General features: G+C 71.0%; 20 protein-coding genes. 5 read left to right on the top strand and 15 right to left on the bottom strand.

The features are described 5' to 3' along the window. Window positions 1–127 precede the first annotated feature (127 nt). Window positions 128–1,336 carry a PLP-dependent aminotransferase family protein gene (locus tag AB0H82_RS25475; protein WP_362996484.1) on the top strand — a complete coding sequence of 403 codons (1,209 nt, stop codon included), beginning with the start codon at window positions 128–130 and terminating at the stop codon, window positions 1,334–1,336. A gap of 5 nt (window positions 1,337–1,341) precedes the next feature. Here AB0H82_RS25475 and argS read toward each other — a convergent pair whose 3' ends face one another. Beyond that, window positions 1,342–3,102: an arginine--tRNA ligase gene (gene argS, locus AB0H82_RS25480; RefSeq protein WP_362996486.1), complete on the bottom strand. Its 1,761-nt coding sequence runs from the start codon at window positions 3,100–3,102 to the stop codon at window positions 1,342–1,344. Window positions 3,103–3,248: 146 nt separating this feature from the next. Here argS and lysS point away from each other — a divergent pair, with 146 nt between their 5' ends. Together lysS and AB0H82_RS25490 are read left to right on the top strand one after the other, a co-directional pair. Next, window positions 3,249–5,030, top strand: a complete 1,782-nt coding sequence (lysS, locus tag AB0H82_RS25485) for a lysine--tRNA ligase (protein WP_362996488.1) — start codon at window positions 3,249–3,251, stop codon at window positions 5,028–5,030. A 110-nt stretch (window positions 5,031–5,140) separates the two neighbouring features. Beyond that, entirely contained in the window at window positions 5,141–5,350 is a 210-nt protein-coding gene (locus AB0H82_RS25490) for a hypothetical protein (protein WP_362996490.1), read from the top strand. A 4-nt stretch (window positions 5,351–5,354) separates the two neighbouring features. Here AB0H82_RS25490 and AB0H82_RS25495 read toward each other — a convergent pair whose 3' ends face one another. The 10 genes from AB0H82_RS25495 to AB0H82_RS25540 form a co-directional block, all read right to left on the bottom strand. Further along, window positions 5,355–6,761 (bottom strand): MFS transporter, encoded by a 1,407-nt coding sequence (locus AB0H82_RS25495; RefSeq protein ID WP_362996492.1) that lies wholly within the window; start codon window positions 6,759–6,761, stop codon window positions 5,355–5,357. Beyond that, window positions 6,758–7,750 (bottom strand): hypothetical protein, encoded by a 993-nt coding sequence (locus AB0H82_RS25500; protein ID WP_362996494.1) that lies wholly within the window; start codon window positions 7,748–7,750, stop codon window positions 6,758–6,760. The genes AB0H82_RS25495 and AB0H82_RS25500 overlap by 4 nt, the downstream gene beginning before the upstream one ends. Next, window positions 7,737–8,066, bottom strand: a complete 330-nt coding sequence (locus tag AB0H82_RS25505; protein ID WP_362996496.1) for a darcynin family protein — start codon at window positions 8,064–8,066, stop codon at window positions 7,737–7,739. The genes AB0H82_RS25500 and AB0H82_RS25505 overlap by 14 nt, the downstream gene beginning before the upstream one ends. 2 nt (window positions 8,067–8,068) lie before the next feature. Beyond that, entirely contained in the window at window positions 8,069–8,983 is a 915-nt protein-coding gene (locus AB0H82_RS25510; RefSeq protein ID WP_362996498.1) for a TauD/TfdA family dioxygenase, read from the bottom strand. 66 nt (window positions 8,984–9,049) lie between these two features. Next, window positions 9,050–10,651 carry an AMP-binding protein gene (locus AB0H82_RS25515; RefSeq protein WP_362996499.1) on the bottom strand — a complete coding sequence of 534 codons (1,602 nt, stop codon included), beginning with the start codon at window positions 10,649–10,651 and terminating at the stop codon, window positions 9,050–9,052. Further along, complete coding sequence (locus AB0H82_RS25520) at window positions 10,648–11,322, bottom strand: thermostable hemolysin (RefSeq protein ID WP_362996501.1); 675 nt, start codon at window positions 11,320–11,322, stop codon at window positions 10,648–10,650. The genes AB0H82_RS25515 and AB0H82_RS25520 overlap by 4 nt, the downstream gene beginning before the upstream one ends. Window positions 11,323–11,444: 122 nt before the next feature. Further along, a complete protein-coding gene (locus AB0H82_RS25525; RefSeq protein ID WP_362996503.1) occupies window positions 11,445–12,167 on the bottom strand; it encodes a TetR/AcrR family transcriptional regulator in 723 nt (240 codons plus the stop codon). Window positions 12,168–12,246: 79 nt separating this feature from the next. Next, complete coding sequence (locus tag AB0H82_RS25530) at window positions 12,247–13,569, bottom strand: DUF2637 domain-containing protein (protein WP_362996505.1); 1,323 nt, start codon at window positions 13,567–13,569, stop codon at window positions 12,247–12,249. 159 nt (window positions 13,570–13,728) lie between these two features. Next, window positions 13,729–14,625, bottom strand: a complete 897-nt coding sequence (locus AB0H82_RS25535) for a DUF3558 family protein (protein WP_362996506.1) — start codon at window positions 14,623–14,625, stop codon at window positions 13,729–13,731. Between the two features lie 144 nt (window positions 14,626–14,769). After that, on the bottom strand, window positions 14,770–15,666 hold the full coding sequence (locus AB0H82_RS25540; protein WP_362996508.1) for a DUF3558 domain-containing protein: 897 nt from the start codon (window positions 15,664–15,666) through the stop codon (window positions 14,770–14,772). Window positions 15,667–15,867: 201 nt separating this feature from the next. Between AB0H82_RS25540 and AB0H82_RS25545 the strand changes: the two genes are divergently transcribed. Then, window positions 15,868–17,061 (top strand): RtcB family protein, encoded by a 1,194-nt coding sequence (locus AB0H82_RS25545; RefSeq protein WP_362996510.1) that lies wholly within the window; start codon window positions 15,868–15,870, stop codon window positions 17,059–17,061. A 24-nt stretch (window positions 17,062–17,085) separates the two neighbouring features. Here AB0H82_RS25545 and AB0H82_RS25550 read toward each other — a convergent pair whose 3' ends face one another. The 3 genes from AB0H82_RS25550 to AB0H82_RS25560 all read right to left on the bottom strand — a co-directional run bounded on the left by AB0H82_RS25550 (window position 17,086) and on the right by AB0H82_RS25560 (window position 18,497). After that, window positions 17,086–17,301, bottom strand: coding sequence for a hypothetical protein (locus AB0H82_RS25550; RefSeq protein WP_362996512.1), 216 nt, complete (start codon window positions 17,299–17,301; stop codon window positions 17,086–17,088). Then, window positions 17,298–18,062, bottom strand: a complete 765-nt coding sequence (locus AB0H82_RS25555; RefSeq protein ID WP_362996514.1) for an SDR family NAD(P)-dependent oxidoreductase — start codon at window positions 18,060–18,062, stop codon at window positions 17,298–17,300. Before AB0H82_RS25555 ends, AB0H82_RS25550 begins: the two co-directional genes overlap by 4 nt. Before the next feature lie 99 nt (window positions 18,063–18,161). Further along, window positions 18,162–18,497 (bottom strand): YnfA family protein, encoded by a 336-nt coding sequence (locus tag AB0H82_RS25560; RefSeq protein WP_362996516.1) that lies wholly within the window; start codon window positions 18,495–18,497, stop codon window positions 18,162–18,164. Between the two features lie 114 nt (window positions 18,498–18,611). Between AB0H82_RS25560 and AB0H82_RS25565 the strand changes: the two genes are divergently transcribed. Next, complete coding sequence (locus tag AB0H82_RS25565; protein ID WP_362996518.1) at window positions 18,612–19,112, top strand: hypothetical protein; 501 nt, start codon at window positions 18,612–18,614, stop codon at window positions 19,110–19,112. 30 nt (window positions 19,113–19,142) lie between these two features. Here the strand turns inward: AB0H82_RS25565 and AB0H82_RS25570 are convergent, their stop codons facing one another. Continuing rightward, a complete protein-coding gene (locus AB0H82_RS25570; RefSeq protein WP_362996520.1) occupies window positions 19,143–19,724 on the bottom strand; it encodes a GNAT family N-acetyltransferase in 582 nt (193 codons plus the stop codon). Window positions 19,725–19,752: the final 28 nt, after the last annotated feature.

Consider the following 19,752-nt stretch of genomic DNA (forward strand, 5'->3'; position numbering starts at 1 on the left):
TACCCGCCGCGGCCGGTACGGGTCCGCGTCCGCATCCCGGAACGGCGTGTGTAACCCGCACCTACGTGCTTAGGGTGCGGGCACATCGCTCTGAAGAAGAGCCGCCGGAGTCGAAGGAGCCGCCGCCGTGACCGTCACCGAGCCCGCCCGTACCGCAGCCGCCCCCACGCCGCCGCTCGCCGCGCGCGCCACCGCGGTCGGGGGCTCGCCCGTACGGGACATCCTCGCGGTCACCGCGCGGCCCGAAGTCATCAACTTCGCGGGCGGGTTGCCCGCCCCCGGCCTCTTCGACGGCGACGGCATCGCGGCCGCCTTCCGCGCGGTCCTCGAAGAGACCCCGGGGAAGGCGCTGCAGTACTCGACGACCGAGGGCGAGCCCGCGCTGCGTACCGCCATAGCCGCGCGGGCCGGCGTCCGGGGCCTGCCGACCGACGCCGATGACGTGCTCGTCACCACCGGCTCCCAGCAGGCGCTCTCGCTCCTCGCGACCGCGCTGATCGAGCCCGGCGACACCGTCCTCGTCGAGAACCCCTGCTATCTGGCGGCGCTTCAGGCCTTCGCCTTCGCGGGCGCGCGCGTGCTGCCCGTGCCCTGCGACGAGTCCGGCATCGACCCGGCCGCCCTCGACGAACTCGTCGCCCTGCACCGCCCCAAGCTGCTCTACACCGTCCCCACCTTCCAGAACCCGACCGGCCGCACCCTGCCCGCCGACCGCCGCGCGGCGATCGCCGAGGTCGCCGGGCGGCGCGGGCTCTGGATCGTCGAGGACGACCCGTACGGCGAGCTGCGCTTCGAGGGCGAGCGCGCGCCGTGGATCGCCACCTACCCGGGCGCCGCCGACCGCACCGTCCTGCTCTCCAGCTTCTCCAAGGTGATGGCGCCCGGCCTGCGGCTCGGCTGGCTGCGCGCACCCGCCGCCCTGCTGCGGGCCTGCGCCGTCGCCAAGCAGGCCGCGGACCTGCACACGCCCACCGTCAACCAGCTCGCCGCGGCGCGCTACCTGGCCGACCGGGACCTGGACGCGCACGTCGCCCGCGTCGCGGGCGTCTACCGCGACCGCCGGGACGCGATGCTCGCCGGCCTCGCCGACGCGCTGCCGGAGGGCTCCCGGTGGATCCGGCCGGAGGGCGGCATGTTCGTGTGGGCGAAGCTCCCCGACGGGTACGACACGACGGAGCTGCTGCGGACGGTCATCACGCACGACGTGGCCTACGTGCCGGGCGAGCCGTTCTTCGCCGGGGAACCGGACAGGTCGACCCTGCGCATGTGCTTCGTGACGCAGTCCCCCGACGAGATCGCCGAGGGACTGCGCAGGCTCGGAGCCGCGCTCCGCTAGCGGGCTCAGAGGCGCTCGGGCGTCCTGATGCCGAGCAGCGCCATGCCCTGGTGCAGCGTCCGCGCCGTGATGTCGCACAGGAACAGACGGTTCTCGACCTGCGCCGGGGAGTCCGCCTTCAGGACGGGGCACTTGTCGTAGAACGACGTGTACAGCGACGCCAGCTGGTAGAGGTACGCGGCCAGCTTGTGCGGCGCGTACTCCGCGGCGGCGTCCGCGACCGTGTCGCCGAACGCGTCCAGGTGGAGGCCCAACGCCCGCTCCGCCGGGGCGAGTTCGAGCTCGGGGTGCGCCACGGGGCCCGTCTCCGCGCCCGCCTTGCGCAGGATCGACTGGATGCGCGCGTACGCGTACTGGAGGTAGACGGACGTGTCGCCGTTCAGGGACACCATCTGGTCGAGGTCGAACTTGTAGTCGCGGTTCGCCGACGTCGACAGGTCCGCGTACTTCACGGCGCCGATGCCGACCTGGAACGCCCGCTCCTGGATCTCTTCCTCGGTGAGGTCCCGCGCCTTCTCCCGCACGACCTCGGCGGCGCGCTGCACCGCCTCGTCGAGGAGGTCCTCCAGGCGCACCGTCTCGCCCTCACGCGTCTTGAACGGCTTGCCGTCCGCGCCGAGCACCGTGCCGTAGCCCATGTTGTGCGCGGTGACGTCGTCGTTCAGCCAGCCCATCCGGCGGGCCGCCTCGAAGACCATCTTGAAGTGCAGCGACTGGCGCACGTCCACCACGTACAGCAGCGTCGTGGCGTGCAGGCCGACGACGCGGTCGCGGATCGCCGAGAGGTCGGAGGCCGCGTAGCCGAAGCCGCCGTCCGCCTTCTGCACGATCAGCGGGACCGGCTGGTCGTCCTTGCCCTTGATGTCGTCGAAGAACACGACGAGCGCGCCCTCCGAGCGGACCGCGACACCCGACTCCTCCAGGAGCCGCGCCGTCTCGGCCATCATGTCGTTGTACGCGGACTCGCCGACAATCTCCTCGTCGCGGACCTCCATGTCCAGCTTCTCGAAGACCGAGTAGAAGTAGACCTTCGACTCGTCGACGAACCGCTGCCACAGGCCGAGGGTCTCCTTGTCCCCGGACTGGAGCGCCACGACCCGCTTGCGGGCCCGCTCCTTGAACGCCTCGTCCGCGTCGAAGACCGCGCGCGACGCCTTGTAGATCCGGTTCAGGTTCGACATGGCCTGCTCGCCGTCGACCTCGTCGGCCGGGGCCAGCTCGCCCGGGTTCTCGATCAGGTACTGGATGAGCATGCCGAACTGGGTGCCCCAGTCGCCGATGTGGTGGCGGCCGATCGTCTTCTCGCCCGTGAAGTCCAGCATGTGGCGCAGGGCGTCACCGATGACGGCCGACCGCAGGTGGCCGACGTGCATCTCCTTCGCCACGTTCGGCTGGGCGTAGTCGATCACCGTCGTGCCCGCGTGCGGGTTCAGCGGCACGCCGAGCCGGTCGCCGTCGGCCGCGCGGGCCGCGAGCGTCTCGACGATCGCCTTGTCGGTGACCGTCACGTTCAGGAAGCCGGGGCCCGACACCTCGACGTCGGCCAGCAGGTCGCCGCGGGTGATCTTCTCGACGACCTGGGTGGCCAGCTCGCGCGGGTTCGCCTTGGCCTTCTTCGCGAGCGCCAGGATGCCGTTGGCCTGGAAGTCCGCCCGGTCGCTACGTCGCAGCAGCGGATCCGCGGCGCCGGCCTCCGGCAGGGCAGCCGAGAGGGCGTCCGCGAGGCGCTGGTGGACGGAGGCGGTGAGGGACGTGACCGAGGCCATGAATGGGTGCCGTTCTGCTCGGGTGCCTGGGTGTGCTGAAGCTACGAAAACCGAGTATCCCACGCGGTGAAAAGCGGTTTTCGCGGTTACGGGGCGACCTGGGAGAATGGCTCCGACAAGCGGTACTCACGTAGAAGAAGAAAGGCGTGCCGATCGTGGCTCAGAGCACCGATACCACCGACTGGGTCTCCCGCTACGCGGACGAGGTCATCGCCGAGTCGGAGCGTCGTGCCCCGGGCGCGAAACACGATGGCACCGCCGCGCCGGTGGTCGTCGTCGCCTCCGGACTCTCCCCCTCCGGCCCCATCCACCTGGGCAACCTCCGCGAGGTCATGACCCCGCACCTGGTCGCCGACGAGATCCGCCGCCGCGGGTACCAGGTCCGCCACCTGATCTCCTGGGACGACTACGACCGGTACCGGAAGGTCCCGGCCGGCGTCCCCGGCATCGACGAGTCCTGGGCCGAGCACATCGGCAAGCCGCTGACCTCCGTGCCCGCCCCGGCCGGTTCCGCGTACCCGAACTGGGCCGAGCACTTCAAGGCCGCCATGGCCGAGGCGCTCACCGAGCTCGGCGTCGAGTACGACCCGATCAGCCAGACCGAGCAGTACACGTCGGGTGCCTACCGCGAGCAGATCCTGCACGCGATGAAGCACCGCGCCGACATCGACGCGATCCTCGACCAGTACCGCACGAAGAAGGACCCCGCCAAGGCGGGCAAGGGCAAGCAGCAGCAGAAGCCCGTCGACGAGGCCGAGCTGGAGGCCGCCGAGGGCTCCGGCGCGGCTTCCGAGGACGACGGCAGCGGCGGCAGCGGCGGGTACTACCCGTACAAGCCGTACTGCGGCCAGTGCGAGAAGGACCTGACCACCGTCGTCTCGTACGACGACGAGACCACCGAGCTCGTCTACACCTGCACGGCGTGCGGCTTCGGCGAGACCGTCCTGCTCAGCGAGTTCAACCGCGGCAAGCTGGTCTGGAAGGTCGACTGGCCCATGCGCTGGGCGTACGAGGGCGTGATCTTCGAGCCGTCCGGCGTGGACCACTCCTCGCCCGGCTCGTCCTTCGTCGTAGGCGGCCAGATCGTCCGGCAGATCTTCGACGGCGTCCAGCCCATCGGCCCCATGTACGCCTTCGTCGGCATCTCCGGCATGGCGAAGATGTCGTCCTCCAAGGGCGGCGTGCCGACCCCGGCCGACGCCCTGAAGATCATGGAGGCGCCGCTGCTGCGCTGGCTGTACGCCCGCCGCAAGCCCAACCAGTCCTTCAAGATCGCCTTCGACCAGGAGATCCAGCGGCTCTACGACGAGTGGGACAAGCTGGAGGCGAAGGTCGCCGACGGCTCGGCGCTGCCCGCCGACGCCGCCGCGCACTCCCGCGCGGTCCGCACCGCCGCCGGTGAGCTGCCGCGCACCCCGCGCCCGCTGCCGTACCGCACGCTGGCCTCCGTCGCCGACATCACCGCGGGCGCCGAGGACCAGACCCTGCGGATCCTGCGCGACCTCGACCCGTCCGACCCGATCACGTCCCTCGACGAGACCAGGCCGCGCCTGGACCGCGCCGAGAACTGGATCACCACCCAGGTCCCGGCCGAGGCCCGCACCATCGTCCGCTCCGAGCCGGACACCGAGCTGCTCGGCTCGCTGGACGACGCGGGCCGCGAATCGCTTCGCCTCCTCCTGGAGGGCCTGGACTCGCACTGGTCCCTGGACGGCCTCACCCACCTCGTCTACGGCGTGCCGAAGGTGCAGGCGGGCTTCTCGGCGGACGCGACGGCGAAGGAGCTCCCGCCGGAGATCAAGGTGGCGCAGCGCTCGTTCTTCGCGCTGCTGTACCGCCTCCTCGTCACTCGGGAGACCGGCCCGCGCCTGCCCACGCTGCTCCTCGCGGTCGGCGCGGACCGCGTGCGCAAGCTGCTGGCCGCCTAGCCGACACGTCGGCCGAATCCGCGGTGCGTCTTTCGGTGCATCCTTAGGACTACCGCGGATTCGGCCGGAGGCAGGACGTGCGCCCCGAAACCGTCGCCGATCCTGGACGCATGAGAGAAATCATCGCCATCGTCGGCTGGGTCGTGGGAATTCAGGGCGGCCTGGGCGTCGCCGGACGGATGTTCGGCGACGGCCCCTGGGGCATGCTGCACAAGTGGTGGGACGTGCCCACACCGCTGTACGCCGTGCTCTTCGTGGTCGGCGCGGGCCTCGCCCTCTACGGCGAGACGTCGAAGCAGCGGCACAAGGCTCGCGCCTGACGGCTCAGGCCGTGGTCGTGCGCCGACGGGGCGCGGACAGGGCCGGCAGCAGGACGGTCAGAGCGGCCACTGCCGCCAGGACCCAGAACGCCCGGTCGCCGTCGTGCGACGACGACGTGGCGACCGCCGCGGACAGGGCGGCGATGCCGTTGACCCCCGCCGCCGAGCCGATGTTGCGCAGCATCGTCGCCGCCGAGGTCGCCACCCCGAGCTGCGCGGGCGGCGACTGGTCCTGGATCAGGGCGAGCGTCGCCGCCGTGACCGCGCCCGTGCCGAGGCCCGCCAACAGGCCCGCCAGCCAGGGGAGTTGACCGGTGGCGCTGAGGGCGGCGCTGCCGAGGAGGGCGAGCGCGCCCGCGACCATCGAAGGGCGGTAGCCGCGCTCGGCGATCAGCCCGCCCGTCACGGCGCTCCCGGCCACCCAGCCGAGCGCCGAGAGGCCCACGACGACGGCGACCCCGGCGGTGGACATGCCGCGTTCGGCGAGCCGGACGGGCAGCACGGTCACCGTGGCGTACATGACCACGCACGCGCCGACGGTGGCGAGCGCCGCCCCCGCCGACGGCGTCCGGGCGAACATCTGCCGCGGTACGAGGCTGCCGCCGAAGCGGCGCACCAGCGCCAGGGCCACCAGGCCCACGACCACCGCGGCCGCACCGCCGGCGGTCCCGATGCCGAGCGAGCCGCCCTGCAGACCGCAGAGGAACAGCGCCGAACCGCCCGTGACCAGGGCGTACTCCCCGACCGGGAAGCCCTTGCGGGCAGCCGGGCCCTCCCCGGCCGCGCCCTCCCCGGCCCGCCGCGGCAGCGCGACGGCGATCGCGACGACGACCAGCACACACAGCGGCACGTTGACGAGGAACACCCAGCGCCACCCCCACGCCCCGGTGAGGCTCGCGCCGACGACGGGCCCGAGCACCGCGGCCACCCCCCAGACCATGCTCAGCATGGACTGCGCCTTGGCGCGCCGCTCAGGCCCGAAGACCCGGCCGACGATGACGTAGCTCGACACGACGATCGCCCCGGCGGTCAGACCGTGCAGGACGCGCGCCGCGACCAGCACCCCGAAGGAGTCGGCGAGCCCCGCGACGACGGACGCGGCGAGGAAGACCACGGTCGCGCCGATGGCGAGCACCCGGTCGTCGAGCCGGTCGGAGACCCAGCCCGCGAGCGGCGTGCCCGCGACCTGGGCCAGCATGAACCCGGACACCAGCCAGGCGTAGCCGCCGCCCGAGCCGCCGCCGACGTCCGCGAGGACGCTGGGCAGCACCGTGCCCATCACGGTGGCGTCCATGGCCGCGAGCAGCAGGGCGAGCACGGCCGCCGCCACCGCGACGCGGCCCGTGGCGGCGGAGCGGTCCGCCGCCCGGGTCTGCGGCGCGGCGTCCGTGCCCACCGTCGACGAGGTCACTGGGGAGCCCCGACGAGCGGCGGGACCGGCGCGGTCAGCGGCCCGATGCCCGCCGCGTGGACGCGCGCGGTGCCGGAGAACGCGGTGATCATGTCGCAGAGTTCGTCGTCGAGGATCTCGTCGACGGTGTGCAGCGTCCCGTCGGACGCGAAGACCTTGCCGCCGAACGCCTTGGTCATCTCCAGCTGCACGGCGGCGGCCGGGTTGCCCGTCACGAAGTCGACGCCGAGGATCCGCTCGGTGGCCTCCTGGAAGGAGTCGGCGAGCTTCCGGTTCAACCCCTCGATCTGGTCGAGGAGTTCGCGTACTCGGGCCTGCTGCGGTCCGGTCAGCGCGGGGTAGATCAGCTTCATGGCGACGTGGTCGATCTTCACGTGCCGGGCCTCGTCCAGGCCGTGGGTGTGCAGGAGCCGGGTGAAGAACCTTTCGCGTCCGGGGTCCAGGGCGTCGGCGCGGTGCTCGAAGACGGTGATGACGGACTCGCCGACGTACGCCGAGCAGCACAGGGCGACCAGCTTCACGTACGGGTGGTCGTCGGTGCGGAAGACGTCGAGGCGCTCGTCGAACAGGGCCTTGTCGACGCGCGGTTCACTGCCGGAGAGCGCCCGCACGTACCGGTAGAAGGTGTTCGCGTGCTGGATCTCCTCGGCCGCGAAGCACGACAGGGCGTGGTGCAGCTCGTGGCCGACGTTGACCGCGTCCCGCAGGTCGTGCAGCTCGCCCATGACCATGGCCATGACGGTGCTCACGTGCCGTTCGATCTCGGCGAGCTGGGCGAGTTCCTTGGTGAGGTAGGCGACGGCCTGCTCCTCGTGGCCCGGCTCGCCGTACGCGACGGTGGAGACGTACGCCAGCTCCTCGGGGGTGCGCGCCTCCGCCCAGTCGAAGGCGCCCGGGTGGAACGTGTTGATGTGGGCGAGCCGGGTCACCGAGGCCAGCTCGGCACGGACGGCGTCCGCGATGGCGTCGAACTGGTCAGGCGTTGTCATTCTCGTACTCCTTGTAGCCGTCCTGGATGCCGATGGAGATGTCGCGCAGGCGCACCCAGCCGTGGGCGATGAAGTCGCTGTCGCGGAGCTTCTCGATGAAGTAGTAGTAGGACGTGAGGTCGTCGGTCTCCACGAACAGGAAGTCCGAGTAGTCGGTGGAGAACGCCTCGGCGTCGAAGTGCCGCACGGACAGCTTGTCGGCGAAGGGTCCGACGATCTCCTTCTGGAAGACCTCTTCCTTCGCGTTGCGCTCGTCCCTGCCGAGCCGCAGCCACGACGCGTCGAATTCGTAGCGGATGACGATGCCGTACTTCATGGTCAGCTCCTGGCGTAGCTTTGGGCGTTGAGGATGGTGCGGTCGGGGTCCGTGATGGCCCTGCGGCCGTGCATGACACGGGAGTTGTCAATGAGGACGATGTCGCCGTCCTGCCAGGCGATCTCCTCGGTGACGGCCTCGGTGACCTCGGAGTACTCGGCGATCACGGCGTCGGGGATCGGGGAGCCGTCGGCGAAGCGGATCTCGGGGGCCTCGTAGTTGAAGGAGGGGCCGAGCAGGCTGTTGGCCCACGCGGTGCGGGTCGACCAGCGGGTGGGGTGGGCGACGTACACCGTGTACGTGTAGGTCAGGCTGCCGTCCGCCTCCTCGGTGAAGGTCGCGTCCGCGCCGTCGTTCGCCAGCGCGTAGAGGCTGGAGACCTCCATCTGGGCGGGGTGCAGTCCGCCGCCCGCGAGGTGCGCGGCGAGCCGCTGCCACATCTCCTTGGGCACGTTGCGCGTGTACTTCACCGGCTGGGCGGTGAACAGCTCGCGCGACCGCTCGGAGAGGGCGTCCCAGACCCGGAACCCGTCACAGACGGTCGTCTCCGAGCCGGACCTGGCCGCCTTGACGCAGTGGAACCAGAGCAGGTCGGGGGCGAACGGCGTCGCCCCGTTCTCCAGGTGCAGGCCGATCGGGTCGTGCCCGGAGTCGACCTTCTGCGCGGCGTCGCCGTGGAAGGTGCGTGCGGGGTCGAGCGTCGTACGGGAGCTGTAGCGCCGCACGAGTTCGTTGAACTCCTCGACACCCGGGTCGAAGCCGCGGATGAGGAGGTGGCCCGCGTCGGCGAGGAGCTGGTCGAGGCCGGCCTCGTACAGCTCGGCGAAACCGGCCGTGCGGTCGGCCGGATTGATCATCATGCCGTCGCCGTCACCGATGGAGGTCAGGCGAAGGGTGTTGCGGGTGAGTGTTGCCATGGAAAGTGATCCCCCTGTTGATCAGTTGCTGTGCGCTCGGTCGCGCTGTGTTCGGCTGAGATGTGCTCAGCCGCGGAGGGCGGGAGCGGTGCCCGCCACGAAGTCGTCGAAGATGAGCTGCCGCCGCGGGCGGCCGGTGACGGTGAAGTACGTGTCGCGGAAGGCGCGGTCGTCCGGCACGACGACGAACGTCTCGGGCCGGTCGGTCTCGGCGAGGTGCGCCTCCGCGTATGCCCGGGCCTGCTCCCGCGCCGTCTCCGCCGCCACGTCGTCGGGCGTGACGAGGACCGCGGCCAGATGCTCCATGCCCTCGCCGAACACGACGGCGTCGACGACGGCGGAGCAGCTGCGCAGGTTCCCCTCGACCCACTCCGGAGAAACGTTTCTGCCGTGGCTGGTGATGATGACGTTCTTCAGCCGGCCGAGGATCCGGATGTAGCCGTCCTCGTCGATCTCGGCCCGGTCGCCCGTGTGCAGCCAGCCCTCCGCGTCCACGGGACGGCTGGTCGGGTCCTCCACGGTGTACCCCGCGAACAGCGACGTCGACGTGACCAGAAGCTCCCCCTCCGCCGAGAGCTTCACCCGGCAGTGCGGCAGCGGCCGGCCCACCGTGCCCGGCCGCCAGTGCTCGGGCGTGTTCCAGGACACCACCGAGCTGTTCTCCGAGAGGCCGTACCCCTCGTGCACCCGCAACCCCGCCGCGTCCAGGCGCAGTTGCGCCTCCACGTCGACGGGCGCGCCCCCCGCCATGAGGAACGGCCGCTGTCCCGCCCCGAGCAGCGCGTCGGCGTCCGCGCCCTGTCCGCGCACGGCCTTGTCGAGGGCGCTCACCGCGGCCGGCGGCAGCACCGCGGCGGTCGGGCGTGCCGCCCGCATCCACGTCACGACGTCGTCGGCGCGGGACCCGGCGGTGCCGAGGAGCGCGGCCGAGTCCGGCAGCAGGATCATCCGGCCGCCGCTGAGAAGCGGCAGGTACACCGCGGTGACCTGTTCGATCAGCAGGCTGAACGGCACGAGCGACAGATAGCGCGCGTACACGCCGGGCGGGGACACGGAGTGCAGCGACTCCAGCAGGGCGCCGAGGGCCCCGGCCCGGATCTTGACGCCCTTGGGCGTCCCGGTGGTCCCCGACGTATGAATGATCTTGATGATGCGCTCGTCGGAGGGCGCGGGCAGGAGCCGGGGGTCGGTGTCGGCCCGCCCCTGGTGCTCGCCGATCGGGATGATCGTGAGCCCTTCGGCGAGGCCCCACTCGTGGAGCTTGCGCGCCCCGGCCTCGTCGGCCAGGCACAGGCGGACCTCGCGCAGCAGCGACGCGGCCTGCCCGGCGGAGAACGCCAGCGGCACCGGCACCTCCACCAGGCCGCCCAGCAGGAGCGCCAGGTCGGCGGCGACCCACTCCGGCCCGTTGCCCGCGACGAGACCGATCCGGGTGCCGGCCGGGGTGGCGTACGGGCCGCCCGGCTCGGCCGGGGAGCGGTCATCGGCGAGGCGGTGCTGCTCGGTGAGGCAGGGGTGCTCGGCGAGGCAGCGGTGGAGTGCCGCCGCCCAGTGGGCGAGTCGGTCGTAGGTGTACGTCTCGGCGGTCGAACCGTCCGCGGCGAGCCGCTCGACCAGGACGCGGTCGCGGTGCCCGGCGGCCAGCAGACTGTCCCGCACGGCCTTCATCGGGCGTCCACCCCCTGCCCGGCCCCGGCCAGCGCGCTCTCCTGCCCCCAGGTGACGGCGAGGTGGTAGCCCGCGCCCGCCTGCCGGCCGAGGCCCGCGTCGAAGGCACGCAGGTCCACATAGCCGGCGACCGGAGCGGTGTCGTAGTACGTCCCCCAGTTCCCCCGCTGCTCCGGCGGGAGGGAGTCCTCGCGGGCCTCGGCCACACCGGTGAACCGGATGCCGATACGAGCCAGCATCCGCGCGAGCGGCGCGGTGACGGTGCACAGCAGGTACGAGGCGCCGTTGCACCAGACCAGTGCCGGCACCATCCGGATCAGCTCACGGCCGGCCCCCGCCTCGCGCGAGGCGAGCGGGCCCACCTCTATCAGGTCGGCGGGCCGGCACTTCTCGCCCGAACGCTCGGCGAGCAGGTCCGTCACCGGACCGCCGAGGTAACTCTCGATCAGCAGGTCCTTGGTGCCCCCGTAGGTCAGGCCCGCACACGCCAGCGGGACCGGGCCCTTGTCACTCTCCGGGTCCCCGGCGCTCTCCGGGTCCGCACACAGAGCGATGTAGCAGTCCGGCGACGGCTCGATCCGCGCCTGGTAGTCGCGCGCGTAACGATCCTTCGCGAGATCGGTGCACGCCTGCCACAGCTCACTGCCGCGGCGGGCGATGTTGATGCGCATAGCCCCTCCATTCGCATCTGCTCAGCCCGGCGGCTGAGCACGACTCAATTATTGACTACTGGTCGTTTTTTGACGCCCAGTTCATTTAATGAGTCGGCAAAGAGATGGTCAGCGCTTGGTGGTTACCGGTCGGTCTCGTAGTCGCGGGTGATGTCGCCGACGATGTCGACGACGACCTTGTGGATCTCCGTCAGCTCCGCCTTGTCCAGCTTCGGCCAGCCGAGGCCGCCCATCATCGACGCCATGACGGCGAGCCGGCCGTCCAGGTGCTCCTCCTCGGCCCACAGGAAGCGGCGGGAGAGCAGATGCATCGCCGCGTAGCCGAGGATGTAGGCGCGCAGGGCGTCCACCGCCACGCCGGTCGGCACGTCGGGATTGCTGTACGCCCCGTCCGTCACCGTGCGCTGCACGGCGAAGCCGACCACCTGCGCCATCTGCGATTCGACCAGGTCACGCCGGGTCATCCGGTCCTCGGAAGCCGTCCGGCAGACCGCGTCCGTGCGCGCGGTGATGCTGCACTCGAACAGCACGGGGGCCACCACCGCGTGGTGCAGATACGCGAACGCCATGCCGTAGAGCGCCCGGACGCCGCTCCACGGCAGATCCGCGATGGCCTGGAAATAGCGCAGCTGGCGGCGTGCGCTCTCGGCGGACAGCTCGATGAGCAGGTCCTCGCGGCACGCGAAGTGGTTGTAGACCGTGCCCTTCGAGTAACCCGCCTCCTGGGCGAGCTTCCCCAGGGTCAGGTTGTGGAAGCCGTCCCTGCTGATCATGTCCAGCGCCAGGCGCACGAGCGCCTGGTCACGCTCTGCTACTTCTCGTGTCTTCCTCTGGGATGTCCGCATGGGGAAATTATGGGTGACCGTTGGTCGAGAATCGACCCTTCGTCAAAACTTCACGGCACCCGTACACGCCATGCGGGTTCTACGCGATGTGGTCTTCCACGAACTCGTTCTCCAGGCGGGCCGAGAAGCGGTCCATGTAGTTGTTCAGCTCGCGCGACTGGAGACGCAGACCGAAGGCCGCCTCCGCGTTCGCCGCGAACGCGCCCGGAGTCGGCATGCCCTCACCCTCTATCGAGTGACGGAACACCTGGTACAGCTCCTCGTCGGAGGGGGCGGGAGCGGGGGCAGGGCCCGGTGCGGGGCCGGCCTCCTGCTGCGGGATGCCGTCGCCGAGCGGACGCGTGCCGCCCGCGCCGTTCGGCACGGGGAACTCCGGGCCGTGCTCCCCGCCTTCATCGGCCACCTGCTGCCCCTGCTGCTCGTGCTGCCGCTCCTGCTCGGCGTACCACTCGTCGTACGGAGCCACGGGCGCGTACGACGCGTTGTGCGCCGCGAACCAGGGGCTCGCATGGTTGGCCACCGGGAGCGTCTCCTGCGGGTACTGGGGCTCGGGGTCCTGGCCGGCCTCGGGCTCGACGGCCTCGGCAGCCTCCGCCGCCTCCTCGGCCCCTGCGGGCGCGGCGGCCAGCTGAGGCTGATGCGGCTGCTGCGACTCGCCGACGGACTTCACCGTCGAGACCGCGGAGGACCCCGCCGTCGCGGGGGCGGGCGGCAGCAGCACCGGCTCGATGCCCGCCGCCGCGAGCCCCGCCGGAGCGGTCTCCGCGAGAGGAACGCCGTAGCGCGCGAGACGCAGCGGCATCAGCGACTCGACCGGCGCCTTGCGGCGCCAGGAACGGCCGAACCGCGCCTGCAGCCGCGCCTGGTAGACGAGACGCTCCTGTTCCAGCTTGATGACCTGCTCGTACGAGCGCAGCTCCCACAGCTTCATCCGGCGCCACAGCTTGAAGGTGGGCACCGGGGAGAGCAGCCAGCGGGTCAGGCGCACGCCCTCCATGTGCTTGTCGGCGGTGATGTCCGCGATCCGGCCCACCGCGTGCCGCGCCGCCTCGACGGCGACCACGAACAGCACAGGGATCACCGCGTGCATGGCGACACCGAGCGGATCGCCCCAGCTGGAGGCGGCGTTGAAGAGGATCGTGCCCGCCGTGAGCAGCCACGCCGTCTGCCGCAGCAGCGGGAAGGGGATGCGCAGCCAGGTCAGCAGGAGGTCGAGGGCGAGCAGAACACAGATGCCCGCGTCGATGCCGATGGGGAAGACCGCCGAGAAGTCGCCGAAGCCCTTCTTCTCGGCGAGCTCGCGCACCGCCGCGTACGACCCGGCGAAGCCGATCCCGGCGATGACGACCGCTCCGGCGACGACCACCCCGATGAGTATCCGGTGCGTGCGTGTCAGCTGCATCGCGGCCACCCGCGAACCCCTCCCTGTTCAAGTCCCTGTTTCAAGGCCTGTGTCGGCTTGTTTGCGAGCGACAGCCTGGCACACGTGTGCGGAAGGCCGTGTGCCGGTACGCCAGAAGCCCGGCCCCACGGGGCCGGGCTCCTTCCATGTGCCTGCTCGTCAGGCCTTGCCGCTGCTCTTCTTCTTGGCCGTGGTCTCGCTGTCGTCGGCCTTGCCGTCACCGGACTTGCCGTCGTCGGACTTCGGCTCGTCGGACTTCGGCTTCTCGCTCGGGTCGGACGACGCCTTGCCGCCGCCCTTGCCGCCGTCGCCCTCGTTGGCGGCCACGACCGCCTCCGCGGCCTCCTTGGCCGCCTTCTGCGCGTCCTTCCCCAGCTTGCCGGCGTCCGGGGACTTGTCGCCCGCGAGGCCCGCGCCGTTGAAGTCGACGGTGATGACCGCGTTCTCCACGCGGGTCACGAACGTCTGCTGCTTGAAGGTGTCCTTGTCCTTCTTCAGGTCGTACCGCACGAGCGTCGCCTGCTGGCCGACGCCCTGCACCGGCTCCGCCTTGACGCCCTTCGCGTCCTTCGTCGCCCGGGCGTCCGCGACCTGCTTGGCGTAGCTCTCCTGAGCGCGCTTCGCACCGCTGCCCAGCGAAGGGTCCGACTCGAAACGCATCAGCGAGACGCGCAGCCAGCGGAACTGCGAGCCGTCCACGCCGTTGTTGTCGAGGCTGTCCCAGGAGCAGCTGCCGCGCAGCGCCGTGTCGCTGGACGTGCCCGCCTTGCCGGACTTGTCCTTCGCCTTCGGCACCAGCTCATCGAGCGTCTTCTTCGACAGGACCTCGCAGGGCTCGGGAAGCTTGGCATACGCGGCCTTCTCCACGGTCGGAGCCTTGTCGCCGGCCTTGGCCGAGGCCGAGGCCTTGGCGCCCGAGTCCTTCTTGGCCCCGTCGGATCCGGAGTCGGAGCCGGAGTCGGAGGAGCAACCGGCGACGAGGATCGCCGGTACGGCGGCCGCGCAGACGAGGAGGCGGCTGCGGAGCTGTCGCTTTCGCTGTGCAGGTCGGTGCATGGTTCCTTCACTCTGTTCGTCTCGTGACGTCCAGTTCGTCTCGTGACGTCGTCGGGTCCGAGGGGCCACGGTACGCGCATGGGGCGACGGACGACTCCGCTTCACGGCAGCCGGGCCCCCGTCCGCACCCGCCCCGCCCCTTCGCTACTCGTCGAACTCCCCGGCCAGCGTGTCGGCCAGTTCCTGCGCCTTGTCCTGCATTTCCTTGCTGTCGGGGACATCCGTGCGACGGCCGGGCTGCTCGTCGTACTCGATGGTGACGACGACGTTCGACGTGCGGAACACCACAGTCACGGTGCGGTGACGGGAGGCCGAGGCGGAGGTGGTGAGGGCGTCGTCGAGGAACGCCTCGTCGCCGAGGTCGGTGAGGGTGCGGGGCTCAAGGCCGGGAGGCGGGGTGGAGGACTCGTCCCCGGCGCCGGTCGCGCCCCCGGCATCAGGACTCTCCGTCCTTCCGCCCTTGTTGTCCTTCCCGCCCTTCTCACCCTTGTCGTCGTCGCGCCGGGCGTTCTTACCGCCCTGGGGCTTGTCGCCCGCGTCGGAATCGTCGGCGGTGGGGGCCGTGTCGTCCGAGGACGAGCCGGGCGGCCGGGTGAGGCCCGCCTCGCGCAGCTTCGTCGCGTAGACCTCGGCGGCACGGGCGTCGTCGCTGACCGTGCCGTCGTACGAGACGACGCGCTCGAAGTCGATCAGGAGGTGGTGGGAGGCGCCGGACGACTCGACCTTCCAGCGGCAGCCCACGCGCCGGTCGGTGTCGTACGTCCCCGTCGGCGTGCCCTCGTACGCCTTCTCGCGCTGCTCGGCGTCCTCCATCTCCGCGATGCCGGGCAGCATCGCGTCGAGGGTGTCGGTGTCCACCTCGCCGCAGGGCTCGGGGAGCGTGCGGTACTTGCCGGGCTGGGCGGCGGCGGTCGAGCTGCCGCCGTCACCCGGCTTGGAGTCGTCGCTCCCGGCACCGCCGGACCCGCCGGTGCAGCCGGTCAGCAGCACCGCGACGAGTGCGGCGACGCCGGATACACAGGCCTTGCCCTTCCGCTGCACCGTGATGGCTCCTCTCACCTGGCTGCGCCTGGTTATTGGGTTGCCGCTGGTGGGCGGCCGGTGGACACAATGTGTATCGCACGCGCTGCCGTGGACGCCGGTCCGTCATCCCTTTCGTTGACCTTGGCGCCGGTATTTGCGCTTCAAGGCTTGTACTTAATTAAGGTTGATTGGGAACGGTTACGGGGGAATGAGGGCGATATGTCGTACATAGAGGTGCCGGGGGCGAAGGTACCGATCCGGATGTGGACGGACCCGGCCACGGTCGAGGACTCGGCAATGCGCCAGCTCCAGAATGTGGCGACGCTGCCGTGGATCAAGGGCCTGGCCGTCATGCCGGACGTCCACTTCGGCAAGGGCGCGACGGTCGGCTCGGTGATCGCCATGCAGGGCGCGGTCTGCCCGGCGGCGGTCGGCGTCGACATCGGCTGCGGGATGAGCGCCGTCAGGACGTCGCTCACCGCCAATGACCTGCCGGGCGACCTGTCCCGCCTGCGCTCGAAGATCGAGGAGGCGATTCCGGTGGGGCGCGCCATGCACGACGACCCCGTCGGGCCGGGGGGCTTCCATGGCATGGCCACGGCTGGGTGGGAGGAGTTCTGGGGGCGGTTCGACGGAGTCGCCGAAACGGTCAAATTCCGCCATGAGCGTGCCTCGAAACAGATGGGAACGCTCGGCGGAGGCAACCACTTCATCGAGTTCTGTCTCGATGAGTCAGGTTCGGTCTGGCTGATGTTGCACTCCGGCTCCCGGAACATCGGCAAGGAGCTCGCCGACCACCACATAGGCGTGGCCCAGCAGCTCCCGCACAACCAGGGCCTGGTCGACCGCGACCTCGCGGTCTTCATCGCGGACACCCCGCAGATGTCGGCGTACCGCAACGACCTGTTCTGGGCGCAGGAGTACGCGAAGAAGAACCGCGCGATCATGATGGCGCTCTTCAAGGACGTGATCCGCAAGGAGTTCAAGAAGGCCAAGCCGACGTTCGAGCAGGAGATCTCCTGCCACCACAACTACGTCAGCGAGGAGCGCTACGACGGCATGGACCTGCTGGTCACCAGGAAGGGCGCGATCCGCGCCGGCAGCGGTGACTACGGGATCATCCCGGGCTCGATGGGCACCGGCTCGTACATCGTGAAGGGCCTCGGCAACGAGGCGTCCTTCAACTCGGCGTCGCACGGCGCCGGCCGGCGCATGAGCCGGGGCGCGGCGAAGCGCCGCTTCTCGACGAAGGACCTGGAGGAGCAGACGCGGGGCGTCGAGTGCCGCAAGGACTCGGGCGTCGTGGACGAGATCCCGGGCGCGTACAAGCCGATCGAGCAGGTCATCGACCAGCAGCGGGACCTCGTCCAGGTGGTGGCGAAGCTGAAGCAGGTCGTCTGCGTGAAGGGCTGAGCCCGGGCGGGCCCGCCCGTCACCTCACTTCGCGTGGGTCACCGCGTAGATCATGACGAACGCGACGATGTGGATGCCGAAGAGGAAGTACGCCAGGTACCACCAGACCAGGCGTTCGTTCTTCTTCTCCTCGGCGAGGTGGCGGGCCTCGTGTTCGTGGGTGAGGCGTTCTAGCGGATCGGGGGAGTCCGCGGAGTAGGCGGGCCTGCCGGGGTCGTCGCCGGGGAGCGTCATCGTCATGACTCCCTGTGGACCTTCGTGTTCGAGGCCTGGGCGCGCGGGCGGACCACCAGGAGGTCGATGTTGACGTGCGGCGGGCGGGTCACCGCCCAGGTGATCGTGTCCGCCACGTCGTCGGCGGTGAGCGGTTCGGCGACGCCCGCGTAGACCTTCGCGGCCTTCTCGGCGTCACCGCCGAAGCGGGTCAGCGCGAACTCGTCCGTCTTGACCATGCCGGGGGCGACCTCGACGACCCGTACCGGGGTGCCGACGATCTCCAGGCGCAGGGTCTCGGCGAGGACGTGCTCGGCGTGCTTCGCGGCCACGTAACCGCCGCCTCCCTCGTACGTGCCGTGCCCGGCGGTCGAGGAGAGGACCACCACCGTGCCGTCGCCGCTCGCGGTGAGGGCGGGGAGGAGGGCCTGGGTGACGTTGAGCGTGCCGATGACGTTCGTCTCGTACATCTGGCGCCAGTCGGCCGGGTCGCTGCTCGCGACGGGGTCCGCGCCCAGCGCGCCGCCCGCGTTGTTCACCAGGACCGCGATCCTGCGGAAGGCGGTGGCGAACTCGTCCACGGCCGCGCGGTCGGTGACGTCGAGCGCGTACGCCATCGCGTCGTGCCCGGCGTCGTTCAGCTCGGCGGCGAGCGCCTCGATGCGGTCCTTGCGGCGCGCGGTGAGGACGACGCGGTAGCCGGCGGCGGCGAGGCCGCGGGCGGTGGCGGCACCGATACCGCTGCTCGCGCCGGTGATGATCGCGATGCGGTGGGCTGCGGCGGTCATGGGCGCTCCTCGGGCAGGGGTATGGCGTACGGCGTATGGCGTACGGCGGGGCTGGTCCTCGTCAGGATATGCGTGCGGTTCCGCGGGGTGTGGGGGGCGTCAGCGTGCGCGCGGTGCGTACATGATCACGGCCATGCCCGCGAGGCAGATGAGCGCTCCGGTCACGTCCCACCGGTCGGGGCGATAGCCGTCGGCGACCATGCCCCAGGCGATCGAGCCCGCGACGAAGACACCGCCGTACGCGGCGAGGATGCGGCCGAACTCGGCGTCGGGCTGGAGCGTGGCCACGAAGCCGTAGACGCCGAGGGCGATGACGCCCGCGCCGATCCAGGCCCAGCCCCTGTGTTCGCGCACGCCCTGCCAGACGAGCCACGCGCCGCCGATCTCGAACAGCGCGGCGAGGACGAAGAGGGCGGCGGAGCGGGCGATGAGCATGGTCAACAGGGTGGCATGCGGTGTTCTCGGGGGAGCGGAGTGGCATGTATCGGGACGGAGTGTGAAGTTTCGGCCGTCGGGGGGGGGAGTGGGGGAGTGGAAGTGGAGGTTGCTGTGCGGGTTCCTCGTGCGGGTGTGTGGGTCGGCGGTGTCGCGTTCGTGGTGGCTGCCGTGGGCGTGCTTCTCGGTGGGGGCGCGGGGGTGGGTACGGCTGCAGCCCTGCCCGTCGACCGTGAGGCCGATCTCGCCGTCCACGGTGACGTGTCCGTGCGGGAAGGCGTCGTGCGGGTGCGGTTCGTGCCGCAGAACCATGGGCCTGCGGACCTTGCCGACGCCACCGTGCACGTGCGCTGGTCGGTGCCGGTCGCGGAGGTGCGGGCGCTGCCCGGGGCGTGTCAGCAGGCGGGGACCGGTGCGGTGCTGTGCCGTACGGGCGCGCTGGGCGCGGGGGCCAAGGGGGAGCCGGTGGAGATGGTGGTCCGGGCGGTGGGGGAGCCGGACGCCGTGAGCGTGCGGATCGGTACGGAGTGGGACGGCGGGGTCGCGGACCTGAACCCGCGCAACAACGAGCACGCGGTGCTGGCCCTCGACACCGGGGACACCTACTACTTCTGACGGCGCCCCGACCCCTTCGGACCGGGGCGTTCAGCCTCCGCTCAGGGCGAGCCGCCAGTCATTGCACGCGTGCCAGTTGCCCTTGGGGTACTCGATCGTCGCCTCGCCGCGCAGCGTGAAGCCCGCCTTGCGGCACACCGCGTTCGACGCGCCGTGGCCCGTCGCCGGGAACGCGTGCAGGTGGGTGTGGCGACCCGCCGCCCTCGCCTCCTCGGCCACCAGGCGCGCCGCGGCCGCGGCGACGCCCATGCCCTGGAACTCGGGCAGGACGCCCCAACCGGTCTCCCAGACCGGCTCGCCCTGCCAGGTCGTCTCCCAGAAGCCGATCGAGCCTGCCGTCCGCCCGTCCACCGTGATGCGGAACATCCGGCCCTTGTTGTCGAGATTGTCGAGATCGGCGGGATCGGAGGGGCCGGCGGGATCGTTGAGCCGGAGATAGCGGCAGTGGCGGTCCTTCACCTTCTCGTGGGTCTCGGGGCCGCCCAGGTGCTCCGTCATCTCCGGAGCGTTGAGCCGCAGGAGCAGCGCGAGGCCGCCCTCGTCGGACCAGGGTTCGAGGTGGAGCGCCGGTGGCCGGTTCGGTGTCGCTGCCGTCGCTGCCGTCGCTGCCATCGCTGCCTGTGATCGGGATCGGGATCGG

It is taken from the genome of Streptomyces sp. NPDC050732 (genome assembly GCF_040654255.1).
Classification (GTDB): domain Bacteria; phylum Actinomycetota; class Actinomycetes; order Streptomycetales; family Streptomycetaceae; genus Streptomyces.